This window comes from Paenibacillus tarimensis, from assembly GCF_021532315.1.
In the GTDB taxonomy this organism is placed as follows: Bacteria; Bacillota; Bacilli; order Paenibacillales; family Paenibacillaceae; genus Paenibacillus_I; species Paenibacillus_I tarimensis.
On the sequence record NZ_JAKGAO010000003.1, the window covers coordinates 144,379 to 160,815 of the forward strand.

The 16,437-nt window shown below is 54.8% G+C and carries 13 protein-coding genes; all 13 read left to right on the forward strand.

Features of this window, described 5'->3' with window-relative positions; all coding sequences use genetic code 11:
- Positions 1-6 precede the first annotated feature (6 nt).
- The 13 genes from mraZ (at position 7) to murA (ending at position 16,387) form a co-directional block, all read left to right on the forward strand.
- Positions 7-444, forward strand: coding sequence for a division/cell wall cluster transcriptional repressor MraZ (mraZ, locus tag L1N82_RS00685; RefSeq protein WP_235285407.1), 438 nt, complete (start codon positions 7-9; stop codon positions 442-444).
- Positions 445-494: 50 nt separating this feature from the next.
- Positions 495-1,445 (forward strand): 16S rRNA (cytosine(1402)-N(4))-methyltransferase RsmH, encoded by a 951-nt coding sequence (gene rsmH / locus L1N82_RS00690; RefSeq protein ID WP_235285408.1) that lies wholly within the window; start codon positions 495-497, stop codon positions 1,443-1,445.
- Positions 1,446-1,582: 137 nt separating this feature from the next.
- Positions 1,583-1,984: a cell division protein FtsL gene (gene ftsL2, locus L1N82_RS00695; protein WP_235285409.1), complete on the forward strand. Its 402-nt coding sequence runs from the start codon at positions 1,583-1,585 to the stop codon at positions 1,982-1,984.
- Positions 1,985-1,993: 9 nt separating this feature from the next.
- Positions 1,994-4,249 (forward strand): penicillin-binding transpeptidase domain-containing protein, encoded by a 2,256-nt coding sequence (locus tag L1N82_RS00700; RefSeq protein WP_235285410.1) that lies wholly within the window; start codon positions 1,994-1,996, stop codon positions 4,247-4,249.
- Positions 4,250-4,380: 131 nt separating this feature from the next.
- The gene (locus tag L1N82_RS00705; protein ID WP_235285411.1) at positions 4,381-6,327 is read left to right on the forward strand and encodes a stage V sporulation protein D; all 1,947 of its coding nucleotides are present in this window, start codon (positions 4,381-4,383) and stop codon (positions 6,325-6,327) included.
- A gap of 45 nt (positions 6,328-6,372) precedes the next feature.
- Positions 6,373-7,857 carry a UDP-N-acetylmuramoyl-L-alanyl-D-glutamate--2,6-diaminopimelate ligase gene (locus tag L1N82_RS00710; RefSeq protein WP_235285412.1) on the forward strand — a complete coding sequence of 495 codons (1,485 nt, stop codon included), beginning with the start codon at positions 6,373-6,375 and terminating at the stop codon, positions 7,855-7,857.
- Positions 7,854-9,275 (forward strand): UDP-N-acetylmuramoyl-tripeptide--D-alanyl-D-alanine ligase, encoded by a 1,422-nt coding sequence (locus L1N82_RS00715; protein WP_235285413.1) that lies wholly within the window; start codon positions 7,854-7,856, stop codon positions 9,273-9,275. Before L1N82_RS00710 ends, L1N82_RS00715 begins: the two co-directional genes overlap by 4 nt.
- A 14-nt stretch (positions 9,276-9,289) precedes the next feature.
- Positions 9,290-10,252, forward strand: a complete 963-nt coding sequence (mraY, locus tag L1N82_RS00720) for a phospho-N-acetylmuramoyl-pentapeptide-transferase (RefSeq protein WP_235285414.1) — start codon at positions 9,290-9,292, stop codon at positions 10,250-10,252.
- An 83-nt stretch (positions 10,253-10,335) separates the two neighbouring features.
- Positions 10,336-11,763 carry a UDP-N-acetylmuramoyl-L-alanine--D-glutamate ligase gene (gene murD / locus L1N82_RS00725; RefSeq protein ID WP_235285415.1) on the forward strand — a complete coding sequence of 476 codons (1,428 nt, stop codon included), beginning with the start codon at positions 10,336-10,338 and terminating at the stop codon, positions 11,761-11,763.
- Between the two features lie 44 nt (positions 11,764-11,807).
- On the forward strand, positions 11,808-12,905 hold the full coding sequence (spoVE, locus tag L1N82_RS00730; protein WP_235285416.1) for a stage V sporulation protein E: 1,098 nt from the start codon (positions 11,808-11,810) through the stop codon (positions 12,903-12,905).
- Between the two features lie 5 nt (positions 12,906-12,910).
- Positions 12,911-14,020, forward strand: a complete 1,110-nt coding sequence (gene murG / locus L1N82_RS00735; RefSeq protein ID WP_235285417.1) for an undecaprenyldiphospho-muramoylpentapeptide beta-N-acetylglucosaminyltransferase — start codon at positions 12,911-12,913, stop codon at positions 14,018-14,020.
- A 162-nt stretch (positions 14,021-14,182) separates the two neighbouring features.
- Entirely contained in the window at positions 14,183-15,088 is a 906-nt protein-coding gene (murB, locus tag L1N82_RS00740) for a UDP-N-acetylmuramate dehydrogenase (protein ID WP_235285418.1), read from the forward strand.
- A gap of 15 nt (positions 15,089-15,103) precedes the next feature.
- Positions 15,104-16,387 carry a UDP-N-acetylglucosamine 1-carboxyvinyltransferase gene (gene murA / locus L1N82_RS00745; RefSeq protein ID WP_235285419.1) on the forward strand — a complete coding sequence of 428 codons (1,284 nt, stop codon included), beginning with the start codon at positions 15,104-15,106 and terminating at the stop codon, positions 16,385-16,387.
- The last annotated feature ends 50 nt before the right edge of the window (positions 16,388-16,437 follow it).

Below are 16,437 nucleotides of genomic sequence, written 5' to 3' on the forward strand. Positions count from 1 at the left end.
GGCCGGATGTTTATGGGGGAATATCAGCATAACATTGATGACAAGGGCCGGTTGACCATTCCCGCGAAGTTCCGCGAAAGCTTGGGCTCCCAGTTTATCGTCACCCGTGGACTCGATAACTGTTTATTCGTTTATCCGATGAGTGAGTGGAGTGTACTGGAGCAGAAGCTGAAGTCGCTGCCCCTGATGAAGTCGGATGCTCGGGCATTCTCGCGCTTCTTCTTCTCAGGAGCGACCGAATGCGAGCTCGACAAACAGGGAAGGGTAAATTTACCGAATCATTTGTGTGAATATGCCAAGCTCGATAAGGATTGCGTCGTAATCGGCGTATCCAACCGGGTGGAGGTATGGAGCAAGGCGATCTGGGAAGGTTACTACCAGCAATCGGAGGAAACCTTTAATGAAATCGCCGAGAAGCTGGTTGATATGGACTTCAACTTCTGACAGAAGGCCCCGATTCGGAACACTACAAAGCCGGGAGGGCTAAGATTCCGATGTTTGAACACGTTACGGTGCTTAAGGAAGAAGCAGTGGAGGGCCTGTCTGTTAAGCCGGGCGGCATCTATGTGGATTGCACGCTTGGCGGTGCAGGGCACAGCGAGCTGATCGCGTCTAAGCTGGGAGACAGCGGACGCCTCATTGCGTTCGATCAGGACGACTTAGCGCATGAGAATGCGAAGCAGCGGCTGGCGCCTTACATACATAAGGTAACACTGGTCAAGAGCAATTTCAGGTATTTGGAAGCGGCTTTGAAGGAAGCAGGCGTGCCGATGCAGGATGGCGTGCCTCAGGTGGATGGCATTTTGTTCGATTTGGGTGTATCGAGTCCGCAGCTTGATGAAGCGGAGCGGGGTTTCAGCTATAACCATGATGCGCCGCTTGATATGCGGATGGACCAGTCGGAGACACTTACGGCCAGAGAGATTGTTAACGAGTGGGAAGAACGTGAAATCTCCAAAATTCTGGACTGGTACGGTGAGGAACGTTTTGCCCGGAATATTGCCAAGAAGATCGTGAAAGCCCGTGAAGAAGGGCCGATCGAGACAACGGGACAGCTCGCGGAGCTGGTCAAAGCCGGTATCCCGGCCGCTGCCAGGCGAACAGGCGGACATCCCGCCAAGCGTTCGTTCCAGGCGCTGCGAATTGCTGTTAATGACGAGCTTAAGTCTGAAGAGGAAGCGCTGCTGCAGGCTGTAAGATGTCTGAAGCCGGGCGGGCGTGCATCTGTCATCACCTTTCATTCTCTTGAGGACCGGATCTGCAAGCAGATTTTTGCGAAATTTGTAGAAAAATGCACCTGTCCGCCGGATTTCCCGCTCTGCGTATGCGGAAACAACGGTCAGCTCAAGCTGGTCAACCGCAAGCCGATCGTCCCAGGGCCACAAGAGCTGGAGAGTAATCCGCGGGCAAGGTCCGCCAAGCTGCGCATTGCTGAGAAGCTGTAAGGAGCGTCGGCAGGGGAGCAGGCCGCTACAGCTCCCGACTGCCGGCTTATGTCGCCATTTTCATCCGATAACGGATGAATATTTAATAGCATTATTTATTAATGATCTAATCGTTTTGAAGGGGGCAAACCAATTTTATGGCTTACATGCACGGTAACCTGGCTATGCAGCCGAAGAAGCAGCCTGAGCACCGCCCGTCCGTACAAGAGCGCAAGCGAGTCGTAGTCCGCAAGAAGACAATACCGGTGCAGGAGAAGCTGCTTTACCTGTTCACTATCTTCATGTGTGTCGTGGTGGCAGGGGTTATCATTTTCCGTTATGCGCAAATCTATCAGCTGAATGTTGAAATCAAGGAGCTTACGCGGGATCAAAGCGCATTGATGCTGGAAATCCGCGAGCTGCAGAAACAGGTTGAAACCTTAAGTGATCCGGGTACGATTATCGAAAAAGCGAAGCAGTCCGGGATGGTAAAGTCCGAGGAACCGGTCATTGCAGTAGAAATCGGCGATCGGAACAGCCAGACGGCCATGCGAGAGTAGGTGGCGGGTATGACGAAACGAATAAAGCTTCGCACGCTTCTTATAGGGGGGATCATGACCCTCCTTTTTGTTGTTCTGCTCGGCCGTGTCTATTTTGTTCAGGTGGTCAATGCAGACCTGTGGTATGAGAGGGCAAAGAACTCCTGGGCTGCCTTTCAGAAAATACCTGCTGTGCGCGGAACCATTACGGACCGCAACGGCAACGTGCTGGCAATGGATGTGGCAGGATACACGGTGGCTGTCAATCCGGAGATTATTAACAAGCTTGGTATTGCCGATCAGGTGGTGTACAGGCTCCATACTTTGCTTGGCAAGAAGGAGAGCGAGCTGCGGGAAGCTGTTACCAAGAAGAATGAGGAAGGGGAGTATTACCGTCATCGCGAGCTTGGAAGAGAAGGCAAGAAGCTGGACAAGGAGATGCAGGAGAAAATCGTTGCATTCCGGGAGGAGCTTCAGAAGGCAACAGATGAGAAGGACGTAGGCATCTACCTGATTGAGGAGCAGAAGAGATATTATCCGAAGCAAGACATGGCCTCACATTTGCTTGGATATGTCAATAAGGAAGGCGAAGCGGTAACGGGTATGGAGCTGTCGCTGAATGAGGAGCTCGCAGGCACAGACGGCAAGCTCGTCTACGAACGGGATGGTCGTCAGGTCCAGCTGTCCAATGGTGAAGTCGAGTATGTACCAGCGAAGGACGGCAAGGACGTGACACTGACCATTGATACGGAGATCCAGTACTATGTGGAGAAGGCGATTAAGGAGGCATACGATAAGTACAAGCCGAAGAGCATCACTGCGATTGCTGCGGATCCGAATACGATGGAAATTCTCGGGATGGCTAATTACCCGGATTATAACCCGAATGAGTATTGGACGATGAAGCCGGGGTCGGACTATAACTATGCTGTTCGCGCCCTGCTTGAACCGGGCTCGACCTTCAAGATGGTCACACTGGCAGCAGCGGTAGAGGAAGGAGTATTTAATCCGGATGAAATCTACAAGTCCGGCAGCCGCTATATTGGGGGCTGGACGCTCAACGACCATAAACGCGGCGGCTGGGGACCGATCACGTTCCTGGAAGGTCTGAAGCGTTCGAGTAACGTGGCTTTCATCGAGCTTGGCTACAACAAAATGTCAACCGAGACGCTAATGAAGTATATTACAGCGTTCGGCTTTGGCGCCAAGACCGGGCTGGAGGTCGGCGGAGAGAGCACCGGTATGGTAAAGTACCGGTACGAGAGTGAGAAGGCGACACTGACCTACGGTCAAGGTACGGTCCAAGTGACTCCGATACAGCAGGTCGCTGCGATTGCTGCAATAGCGAACGGCGGCAAGCTGATGCAGCCGCATCTTATCAAGGAAATTGAAGACCCGGTGACGGGGAAGAAAGAGGTTGTTCAGCCGAAGGTCGTGCGGCAGGTCATCTCGGAAAAGACTGCCGGCAAGGTAGGCGAATACCTGGAGCAGGTTGTCTCCGACCAGGAAATTGGCACGGGCAAAAATGCGTATATTGAGGGCTATCGTGTTGCGGGCAAGACCGGTACGGCCCAGAAGGTAACAAGCTCTAATAAAAGCGGATATGCTGATGACAAATATATCGTCTCCTTCATCGGCTACGCGCCGGTTGAGGACCCGCGTATTGTTGTTTATGTCGTAGCCGATGAGCCCGAGGATTCATCTCTAGGAGGCGGTACCGTTGCCGCCCCGGTATTCAAGGATATTGTGGAGCAGAGCCTGCGCTATATGCGCGTGACGCCGTCGAATGCGATTAAGGCTGAAACGGACGGCCGCAAGGACAGGGTGCTGACCGCTCCCGAGCTGACCGGGCTTAAAGTGTCGGAGGCCAAGTCGGAGCTAAAAGCGAATGCCATGACTTACGAGGTTGTGGGAAGCGGAACGACAGTTTTGCAGCAGGTACCCAAGCCGGGTACGGCCATGGCCTCCTTCCAGCGGATTTACCTGATCACAGAGGAGCGGAGCAAGCTGCCGGTGCCGAATGTCAGGGGGTTGTCGCTGCGGGATGCCCTTGAGGTTTGCTCATTGCTCGAAATGCGCTGCATTACCGAGGGAGAAGGGTTCGTTAAGTCACAGATGGTAGCTAAGCAGCAGGGGGAGCGGGTCTTCAAGCTGGTATTGGAGCCGCCCGGTGAAGCGATCGTGAAGCCGGAGCCAGCCGAGCCGGATGGGGCTGCCGCAAGGCAGACAGAGCAGACTGGCGGTGAAGCGGACACGGCGGGGGAAACATCGCCGCCGTCAGGCTAATCAGGAACGGCTATTAATTTCCCGGCCGGAAGCCCTGTCATACAGGGGTTGTTCTAATGGATACCTCGTCCGAATAGGCTGAAATGGAAGCGGCTTTCGCGGAAATTTCGGCTTTCGGAGGAGGATATAGCATGAAAATATCTGGGGTAACGGTCAGACGCCGCTTGCTGTATATACTGCTGGGCGTCATTGCCGCTTTCATGGCATTGGTGTTTCGGCTGGGTTACGTGCAGCTGGGCATCGGCAAGGAGCTGTCAGAGAAGGCTGAGAATTCCTGGCGGAGGGAAATTCCATTCACCGCCAAGCGGGGAGAGATCCTTGACAGAAACGGTGTTCGACTGGCCTATAACATCAGCTCTCCGACTATTATGGCGATCCCGGTACAGGTGAAAGATGCCAAAACAACGGCTGCCAAGCTGGCCAAGGCGCTTAACCTGAAGGAAGAAACGGTATACGGGTTGATCACCAAGAAGGAGAGGATCGTCCGCATTCAGCCCGGGGGCCGAAAAATCTCGACGGAGAAAGCACAGGAAATCCGCGAGCTTGCGCTTCCGGGCATTGTTGTGGCGGAGGATAACAAGCGATACAACCCTTATGGCAGCCTGGCGGCTCATATCCTGGGTTTCACCGGCATTGACAACCAGGGCTTGACTGGTGTTGAGCTTACTTATGACAAGCGGCTGAGCGGCATGTCAGGCCACATCTCCTATCTGTCGGATGCCAAGGGCGATCTGATGCCCGGCTCTACGGACACCTACCAAAAGCCAAGGGACGGCCTCAATCTGCAATTGACCATCGACAAGCAGGTCCAGACGATAATGGAACGTGAGCTTGATCAGGCTATGGTGCAGCATCAGCCGAAGCAGATCATTGCCATTGCGATGGACCCGGCAAACGGTGAAATATTGGGCATGGCCAGCAGACCAACCTATGAACCGGACAAATTCCGGGAGGTGCCTTCCGAAGTATATAACCGGAACCTCCCCATCTGGATGACGTACGAGCCCGGGTCCACATTCAAAATTATTACACTGGCCGCTGCGCTCGAGGAGAAGAAGGTAGATCTGCACAAGGAGACGTTCTTCGACCCTGGAGCCATCGAGGTTGGCGGAGCAAGGCTGCGCTGCTGGAAGAAAGGCGGACATGGCAGCCAGACCTTCCTGCAGGTAGTGGAAAATTCATGCAACCCGGGTTTTGTTACACTAGGCCAGAGGTTGGGTAAAGAAAAGCTGTTTGAGTATATCAAAGGCTTCGGCTTCGGAACGAAGACGGGAATTGATCTGAAAGGCGAGGAGAACGGCATCCTGTTCAAGCTGGATCGAGTGGGGCCTGTCGAGCTGGCGACAACTTCCTTCGGCCAGGGCGTATCGGTTACACCGATCCAGCAGGTGGCTGCCGTGTCGGCGGCTATTAATGGGGGCACACTCTACAAGCCTCATGTAGCCAAAGCATGGATCAACCCGGAGACCGGCAAGGTGGTCGATACGATTGAGCCGGAAGCTGTGCGGAAGGTAGTTTCTGAAGAGACATCGAAGCAGGTGCGGGAGGCGCTGGAGAGCGTGGTTGCCAAGGGAACCGGACGCAATGCATTTATAGACGGTTACCGGGTCGGCGGTAAAACAGGTACCGCCCAGAAGGTCATTAACGGCCGGTATTCGGCTGATGAGCATATTGTCTCATTTATCGGATTCGCGCCGGCAGATCATCCGAAGCTCGTCGTATATGTAGCTGTCGATGATCCCGAAGGCATTCAGTTCGGCGGAGTCGTAGCAGCGCCGATCGTCCGCAATATAATGGCGGATGCCCTGGTTGCGCTTGGCGTGGAGCCCCGCAAGGACCAGGTGGAGCGGGAATACAAATATGGCGAAACACCGGTTGTTGAGGTGCCGAATCTGGTTGGCAAGAGCGTGTCTGAGATATACGAGGACCTGAACATGAATTTTAACTTATCCTCAGCCGGCACGGGCAGCTATGTGATCCGGCAGGCTCCCGCAGCAGGCGAACGGATGGAGCGCGGTTCCACAATCCGTATTTATTTGGGCGAAGAAGCGCCTGAAAATCATAAGCATGGATCATAATGATACTAGAAGGTTCCGGGTGAACCATATAATGGAGGAATAGATATGCTGCTGAGTGAACTGGCGGGTCTCCTGCTAACTTCCCGGCTGGAAGGGGAAGACATTACGGTTACCGGACTGCAGACTGATTCACGTAAAGTCAAGCCGGGTAATCTGTTTATCTGCCTGCCGGGACATACCGTGGATGGTCACGATTATGCCGGACAGGCGGTTGCCGGAGGAGCTTCTGCTCTTGTTGTAGAGAGGCTGCTGCCGCTTCAAGTGCCGCAGATTATCGTGAAGAGCTGCCGGCTTGCTATGGCTGCGATGGCGGACCGGTATTACGGGCATCCAAGCAGAGAGATGAAGGTAATCGGTGTAACCGGGACCAATGGCAAGACAACAACGACTTATCTGATCGAACGAATTATGCAGGGAGCAGGCCGCAAGGCCGGGGTGATAGGAACAATTGAGCGCCGCTTCGGAGGCAAATCATACCCGATGTCGGGAACGACGCCTGAAGCCCTTGAGCTGCAGGAGTATCTGGCCGAGATGGCTGATGAAGGTACGGAATACTGTGCGATAGAGGTTTCCTCCCATGCCCTTGAGCAGGGACGGGTAAAGGGCTGCCGCTTCAAGACGGCGGTGTTTACGAATCTGACGCAGGATCATCTTGATTACCACGGAACGATGGACCGGTATGCTGCAGCGAAGGAGCTGCTGTTTGCCCGGCTCGGCAATACATTCGGGGCTAGCCCGGACGAACGGGTTACAGCGGTGCTTAATGCGGATGATGAAGCTTCGGCAGCTTACGCCCGGGCTGCTGCTGTCGAGGTGATTACCTACGGAGTCGATAGGGAAGCGGATGTTCGAGCGGTTAATATCCGCATTACGGCTCAGGGAACGTCTTTTCATGTGCGTACCTTCAAGGGAGAGACGGATATAACCCTGCAGATGGTCGGCAAGTTTAATGTCTATAATGCACTCGCCGCTTTGGCTGCTGCCCTTGCGGAGGGGATTTCATTGGAAGAAGCCAAGGCTAGTCTGGAGGCTATACCCGGTGTTCCGGGGCGTGTGGAGGCGGTTCAGGCCGGCCAGGACTTTGCGGTCATTGTAGACTACGCGCATACGCCGGACGGTCTGGAGAATGTACTTAAGGCAGTCCGAGAATTTGCGGAGCGCAAGGTCATATGTGTGTTTGGCTGCGGGGGTGACCGTGACCGTACCAAACGGCCGATCATGGGGAAGATTGCGGCAGACTATGCTGATTACGTCATCGTGACGTCGGATAATCCGCGCACCGAGGACCCGCAGACGATTCTGGCTGATATTGAAGCGGGGCTTGCGGAAAAGGGCGTCTCTGCTGACCGCTACATCATGGAGATAGACCGGCGTGCAGCGATTCAAAAAGCGGTTGAAATGGCAAGCTCTGACGATGTAGTATTGATTGCGGGGAAAGGCCATGAAACCTATCAGATTGTCGGCAAGGAAGTTCTTGACTTCGATGACCGGCAGGAGGCCAAGGAAGCGATAAGGAGATTACATCCGTGATTAATCGAACGTTTACTGAGCTGGCAAGCATGTGCGGAGGTACGCTCAACGAGGCGGCGAAGAAGAGAGGCGGCGATCGGTTCTGCGGGACAACGACCGATTCGCGCAGAGCGACTGAAGGCCAATTGTTTATTCCGCTTGCAGGAGAACGGTTTGACGGTCATCAATATACTGCTGATTGCTTTGACAGAGGAATTGCTATCGCGTTCTGGCAGCAGGACAGGTTGGTGCCGGAAGAACTCAGTTCCAGGCCCCTTGTCTTCGTGCCGGACACGCTGGCTGCACTGCAAAAGCTGGCATCCTCATACCGCCGGCAGCTCCCTGTAAGAATTATTGGCATTACGGGAAGCAACGGCAAGACCACAACAAAGGATTTGGTAGCGGCTGTGCTTGCGGTCCGCTTCCGTGTACATAAAACCGAGGGCAATCTTAACAATCATATCGGACTCCCGCTTACCATTCTGGCAATGGATGAGAATGTGGAATACGCTGTGCTGGAGATGGGGATGAGCGGCTTTGGCGAAATCAGCCTGCTGACCCGTATTGCGGAGCCTCAGATTGCCATGATCACCAACATTGGAGATGCACATCTGCTGCAGCTCGGATCGCGGGAAGGCATCGCTAAGGCGAAGCTGGAGATCGCAGAAGGTGTAACACCCGGCGGCGTCCTGCTGATCAATGGCGATGAGCCGCTGCTAACCGGGCCAACCGGGCAGGCTGCGCTGGCCTCGATGGCTGAAGATGTTAAGGTACAGACCTTCGGCTTCACTGAGAGCTGCGACTGGCGGGCGGAACCGGTAAGCATTGACGTCCAGTCATCTGCATTCCGGCTATACCCGGCATTAAATAGTACGGCGGACACAATGCTGCTGGAGCTGCCGGTTCCCGGCCGTCACAATATTTCCAATGCAGCGGCGGCTGCAGCAGCAGGGCGCCTTTGCGGCCTGACCGAAGAGCAGATTGCCGAGGGGATGGCGGGGACGCGTCTGACTGGCATGAGAATCGAATCGCTGCGGGCTTTTAACGGAGCAACCCTTCTCAACGACGCGTACAATGCCAATCCTACTGCAGTTCGTGCCGCCATCAGCCTTGTCAGCGAGCTGACAGGCTTCAGCCGCAAGTGGCTTGTGCTGGCGGATATGCTGGAGCTTGGACCGGAGGAGCAGAAGCTGCATTATGAGATCGGCGCTATGCTGAGGCCGGGGTCGGTGGATCGGCTGCTTACGTACGGTCCGCTGTCTTGGCATACGGCTGAAGGGGCGAAGCAGCATTTGGGCGAAGAGAATGTCAGGCATTTTGAAGATAAAGCTGCGCTTAATGCTTATTTGCGGGAACATCTGGCAACAGAGGATCTTGTGCTTGTTAAGGGCTCACGGGGCATGCGCATGGAAGAAACCGTTCAGGCATTAGAGCGGTGACAGGGGGAGTCGTCTTGGACATAAAGGTCATATTATTTGCGCTCGGTGCATCTTTTCTGCTAGCGGTTGTTCTCGGGCCTTTATTTATTCCGCTGCTGCGGAGAATGAAGTTTGGCCAGCAGATCCGCAGTGACGGGCCGCAGAGCCACTTGAAGAAGAAGGGTACTCCGACAATGGGCGGCATTATCATTATGCTGGCCATGGTCATTTCGTTTCTAAAGTTTGCAGACCACACCATGGATTTCTGGGTGCTGATCACCGCTTCACTCGGTTTTGGCTTGATAGGCTTTCTGGATGATTATATCAAGATCGCCTTCAAGCGGTCGCTTGGGCTAACGGCCAAGCAGAAGCTGTTTGGACAGCTGCTCTTCTCCGTTATCATGTGCGTCCTTCTGTATCAGATGGAGCACAGCACGGCTATAGCCGTGCCAGGGACGGATTTGAGCTTCGATCTGCAGTGGTTCTACTATATTTTTGTTGTAATTATTCTATTTGCGACGAGCAATGCCGTTAACTTTACCGATGGTGTCGACGGCCTGCTGTCGGGGACGAGCGCTGTCGCATTCGGAGCCTTCATCCTGATTGCGCTGCAAACAGCGGAATATGAATCGGTTGTCTTCTCGGCCGCCATGATCGGCGCTGTGCTGGGCTTCCTGGTTTATAATGCACATCCGGCCAAGGTGTTCATGGGGGATACAGGCTCGCTTGGCATCGGGGGAGGTCTTGCGGCGGTTGCGATTCTGACCAAGACAGAGCTGCTGCTGATCGTAATCGGCGGTGTCTTCGTACTGGAGATGCTCTCCGTTATACTGCAGGTCGGATCCTTCAAGCTGCGGGGCAAACGAATTTTCAAGATGAGCCCGATTCATCATCACTTTGAGCTGTCGGGCTGGTCGGAGTGGAAGGTTGTGACCTCATTCTGGGCGGTCGGCATTCTCTTCGCGGCAGCCGGGCTTGCACTCTACCGCTTCATGTAAAGCGGCACGGCGAATGGCATCCTGTCCGCCGAATCTATCACAGTCAGCAGCCTTGCTGCTTTCCAACACGAAGGAGTGTCACCATGAATCATCCGCTAACCTATCGCGGCCGGCGCGTTGTCGTGCTTGGTCTTGCCAAGAGCGGCGTCAGCGTCGCCAAAGTGTTTCACTCATACGGGGCAAACGTCGTCGTCAATGACCAAAAAGAGCGGGAAAAGTGTCCCGAAGCATCTGAATTGGATGCTTTGGGTATTTCTGTCATCTGCGGCGGTCATCCAGAAGATCTGATTACAGAGGATACAGCGCTGCTCATTAAGAACCCGGGCATTCCTTATCATGTCGGACCCGTACGGACTGCGGAAGCACTGGGGATAGAGATTGTGACTGAGGTGGAGGTTGCCTACTGGCTCTCTCCAGCGCCAATCCTCGGCATTACCGGTTCGAACGGCAAAACGACAACCACGACCTGGACCGGCAAGCTGCTCGAGGCGGCTGGCATGCTGCCGATAATAGCCGGCAACATTGGGCGTCCGTTATGTGAAGCTGCTGAGGAAGCGACAGCTGAACAGTGGCTTGTGGCCGAGCTAAGCAGCTTTCAGTTAAAGGGGACCTCCGAATTCAGACCGCGGGTAGCCGTTCTGCTCAACCTTGCGGAAACCCATCTTGATTATCACGGGGACATGGACGATTATGTAGCATCCAAGGCCAGGTTGTTTGCGAATCAGACTGCTGAGGACACTGCCGTATTGAACTGGGATGACCCGGTATGCCGCCGGCTTGCGGATATGCTCCAGGCTAGATTGCTTCCTTTCGCCGCTTATCAGAGGCTGGATTCGGGAGTCTATATGGAGCCTCCTTATCCGCCTGCCGGAGAGGAAGACACCAATTCGGATACCAGGCAGATTGTCTGGAAGTCGGATAAAGGCGTGATTCCAATAGCGGCCGCTGCTGAGCTGGGGATTCCAGGGAGGCATAACGCGGCTAATGCGCTTGCAGCTGCCGCAGCCGTTCTGGCGGCGGGAGCGGATCCGAAGCTGCTGGCCGAGCCGCTTCGGAATTTCCGCGGTGTAGAGCACAGACTGGAATTTGTCGGTTCGTTCCATGGCGTGGCTTATTACAATGATTCAAAAGCGACGAATCCGACCGCAACAACGATGTCCGTAGGTTCTCTGAAGGAGCCGATCGTGCTGATAGCGGGCGGACTGGACCGCGGCTCGGATTATATGGATCTGCTGCCGCTGTTCAAGAGCCGGGTCCGGGCGGTAGTGGCAATCGGGCAAACGAGGGAGAAGATCAGCCGGGTTGCGGAGCTTGCAGGTTTAACGGCGGTGGTAACGGTCGATCCTTTGGAGGATGCCGAAACCACACTCCGCCACGCGGTTCGTGAAGCAGCCGCGCTTGCGCGCCCTGGGGATGCCGTATTATTGTCTCCTGCCTGCGCGAGCTGGGATATGTTCCAATCTTACGAGCAGCGGGGGCGAATTTTTAAGGAATCGGCGCATACCTTGTAATAGAGGGCTTGTCCCTACTATTCATAGCAAGAGGTGTCGCTTAGATGACGAAAGCCCGCAAGGCCCCGGATATCTGGATGATTGCCGCCATTGCCTTCATATTGACAATGGGTATTGTCATGGTATACAGCGCAAGTGCCGTACTCGCGTTTCATGACTTTGGTGACTCTTATTATTATGTTAAGCGGCAGTTGCTGTTCGCGGCGCTAGGAATCGGCGCGATGATCTTCACCGCCAATACAGATTACTGGGTGTGGCGCAGAATGGGGCTTGCCGCACTGCTTGTCTGTTTCGGCTTGCTGCTCCTCGTGCTTATTCCCGGCGTCGGCGTCGTGCGCGGCGGGGCGCGCAGCTGGCTTGGCATCAGCTCCTTCGGGATTCAGCCGTCCGAGTTTATGAAGCTGGCAATGGTAATCTTCCTGGCCAAGTATTTGTCTGATAAACAGCAGACGATTGTTCATTTTACCAAAGGCCTGCTGCCGCCGCTCGGCATCATGGGTGCAGCGTTCGGGCTCATTATGCTTCAGCCTGATCTCGGCAGCGGGGCGGTTATGATGGGAGCGGCATTGCTGGTTATATATACGGCGGGTGCCCGTCTCAAGCATCTGATGTCGCTGGCACTCGTCGGGGTCGCCGGGCTCGTCGGCCTGATTATTGCTGCTCCTTACCGGATGCAGCGTATTACAGCCTTTCTGGATCCCTGGCAGGACCCGCTCGGAGCGGGCTATCAATCGATCCAGTCGCTGTATGCAATAGGTCCGGGCGGGCTGGTTGGACTCGGGCTCGGCATGAGCCGGCAAAAGTATAACTATCTACCTGAGCCGCAGACCGATTTTATCTTCTCCATCCTCTCTGAGGAGCTGGGATTCATTGGCGGCTCAGCCTTGATTATCTTATTCCTTATCCTTGTATGGCGAGGCATGCGGACTGCTATAATGGCTCCCGACTTGTTCGGCAGCCTGCTGGCTATCGGTATTATTGGCATTGTGGCCGTACAGGTTTTTATCAATATTGGCGTTGTTATCGGCATGATGCCTGTAACGGGCATCACACTGCCGCTTGTCAGCTATGGGGGCTCATCGCTAACCCTGCTGCTCACAGCGCTTGGCATCTTAATTAATATATCCCGATATTCGAGGTGAGCCAGATGAAAGTTGTATTGACCGGAGGCGGCACAGGCGGGCACATCTATCCTGCAGTGGCTATCGGAAGACAGCTGCAGCGTGAAGAGCCGGACACTGAGCTGCTGTATATCGGGACCGGGCGCGGTCTGGAAAGCCGGATCGTGCCGGAGCTCGGGATACCGTTCGAATCGGTAGACATAACCGGCTTCAGACGCAAGCTTTCGCTGGAGAATATAAAGACAGTTATCCGGTTTGTGAAGGGTGTCAAGCGGGCCAAAGGCCTGCTTCGGCGCTTCAGGCCCGATGTGGTAATCGGCACGGGAGGATATGTATGCGGACCTGTCGTGTATGCGGCAGCGAAGCTTGGTATACCGACAGTAATTCATGAGCAGAATGTTGACCCGGGCCTGACCAATAAATTTCTCAGCCGCTACGCGGACACGGTTGCCGTCAGCTTCAAGGAGTCAATTGGCCGTTTCGGCAGCCACAGCAAGGTTATTCATACTGGAAATCCCTGCGCAACAAATGTGCTGCATGCCGATAAAGCGAAAGGCTTTGCATCACTCGGGATCCCGGCGGGAAGCCGCATTGTGCTGTTTGTCGGCGGCAGCCGGGGTGCGAAGGCCTTTAATGACGCGATGGTGGAAATGGCACCGCAACTGGACGACATACCGGGCGTCCAGTTTGTGTTTGTTACAGGGGAAACCTATTATGAGAAAACCCGGGAGCAGGTAGCTTCCCTGAAGGGCGGATCACTATCGAGACTGCATATTGTGCCTTATCTCAACAATATGGCGGAGGTGCTTGCGGCTACCTCGCTGGTCGTCAGCCGTTCAGGCGCTTCCTCACTAGCGGAAATTACGGCCCTCGGGATTCCGTCCATTCTGATTCCTTCACCTAATGTGACGGGGAATCACCAGGAGCCTAATGCAAGAAGTCTGGCGGATGCCGGCGCGGCCGTCATGATTTTGGAACGCGATCTCACAGGGCAAAAGCTGCTTAAAGAGATTGGTGCCATTGTCAGCAAGGAAGACAGGCTGCGTGCTATGGGGGAAGCGGCACGCAAGCTGGGCATGCCGCAGTCCGCGAATGTTATAGCCTCCGAGATAAAGACGCTGATCAAGCGCAAATAAGAGGACTGTCCTGGGCGATTGTCACACTCCCTGTCATACGGGCATAAAATACCGTATAACTCGTGACAGCCGCCTGACGGCGAACGGTTTCCGCGCCTGAACAGCCGGACGGAAGAGGCGCTCGGCCCATTCCGCTCAATTCAAGCACAAGGAGGATCGACCATGGAGCAATTAATCGAACAATTGAAAGAAGCCGGAGCAGGAACCGTACTGATCCAGGAGCCGCTTGCGGAATATACCACCTGGAAAATCGGCGGACCGGCGGATATCCTCGTCATACCAGAGACCAAGGAAGAGCTCATTGCCGCAGTCAAGCTTCTGTCTGCGCAGGGCCTGTCTTGGACGAACTTGGGTCGCGGCTCTAATATGCTGGTGAGCGACAAGGGGATCCGTGGTGTTGTAATCAAGCCCGGCAAAGGACTGGACTATGTCCGGTTTGAAGGCAATCAGGCTTATGCGGGGGCCGCATACTCCTTTATCAAACTGTCCGTGCTTGCGGGCAAAGAGGGGCTGACCGGACTCGAATTCGCGGGGGGGATTCCGGGTACGGTCGGCGGGGCCGTCTATATGAACGCCGGCGCACACGGGTCGGATGTGTCACGAATATTCAAATCGGCAGACATCGTACTGGGTTCTGGTGAATTGGTACGCTTCGGGCTTGACGAGATGCAGTTCTCCTACCGTCATTCCTTCCTCCATGATACGCCGGGCGTTGTTGTGGAGGCAGTATTCGAACTGCAGCCGGGGGACCGCAAGGAAATCGCGGCGGCCATGGCATCGTACAAAGACCGGAGACTGCGGACACAACCGCTCAAGATGGCTACTTGTGGCAGTGTGTTCCGCAATCCTCCGGAGGATCATGCTGCCCGCCTGATTCAAGAAGCCGGACTTAAAGGCTTCCAGATCGGCGGTGCTCAAGTATCCGAGCTGCATGCCAATTTCATCGTGAACACCGGGCAGGCGTCTGCCGAAGACGTCCTCACCCTTATGTCACATATCAAGCGGACGGTACAGGAGCGCTTCGGCGTCGAACTGGTACCTGAGGTGCTGGTGGTGGGTGAGCGGTAAATCGGAGGTGAAGCATTGGACAAATTGGTGATTGAAGGCGGCAAACCACTCTCCGGAACAATTGTCATCCAAGGTGCGAAAAATGCCGCTTTACCGATTCTGGCCGCAAGTTTGCTGGTGGATGGCACAGTGATCATTGATCAGGTGCCCAAATTGCTTGATATTGATGTGATGCTGAGCATTCTGCGTGACCTTGGCTGCAGAGCCGAGCATATCGGACAGTCGGTCGCTTTAGATACGGCATCACTGCATTCATCGCATGTGCCGGAGACGCTGATGAGACAGATGCGATCGTCGATTTTCCTTATGGGGCCGCTCTTGGCCCGCTTTGGCCGGGTGGAAATCTACCAGCCGGGGGGATGCGCAATCGGAGAGCGTAAGATTGATCTTCATTTGCGCGGGCTAGAAGCACTCGGAGCAGAAATCAAGGAAACGGGCAGCCGGATTATCTGTACGGCCGAACGGCTGAAGGGTGCCGATATCGTGCTCGATTTCCCAAGTGTTGGCGCAACCGAAAATATTATGATGGCCGCGGTGCTGGCTGAGGGCATTACCACTATAACCAATGCAGCCCGGGAGCCGGAAATCCAGGATTTACAACACTTTCTGAACCAGATGGGTGCAAAAATTCTCGGCGCCGGAACCGATACAATAACAATAGAGGGTGTCCGGTCGGTCGTACCGTGCAGGTACCGGATCATCCCTGACCGGATTGTGACGGGGACAGTAATGGTAGCCGCCGCAGCAACACGCGGGCAGGTTACCCTGCAGAATACGAACCCGGCCCACCTGACCTCTTTGATTCATGTTCTGCGCCGTGCAGGTGTTCAAGTTGTGGTTGACGGTGATATAATAAAGGTCGGCGGTGCAAGCCGTCCAAAGGCGGTAGACCGGATTGTGACGAACCCTTATCCGGCTTTCCCGACGGATCTTCAATCCCAGGTCATGGTACTGCTGGCATTGGCGGATGGCACCAGTCTGATGAAAGAAACCATCTTTGAGGGACGGTTCAAGCATGTGGATGAACTCGTTAGGATGGGTGCTGATATCAGGATCGACCAGAACTGTGCGTTTGTACGCGGGGTTCCTCGCTTATATGGCGCAACAGTGGAAGCAACGGATTTGAGGGCAGGAGCAGCGCTTGTTATCGCCGGATTGGCGGCACAAGGGCAGACAGTCGTGGAGCAGGTGCATCACATCGACCGCGGCTATGACGAGATCGAGACGCTCTTCAACCGTCTGGGTGCCAAGATTACGAGATACAGCGCGGCGCTTAATAACCGCGTGATTCCAGGCTGAGATTAGCTTCATTCCCGGTTTTCGTGATGAGAACCGGATGTTTTTTCATG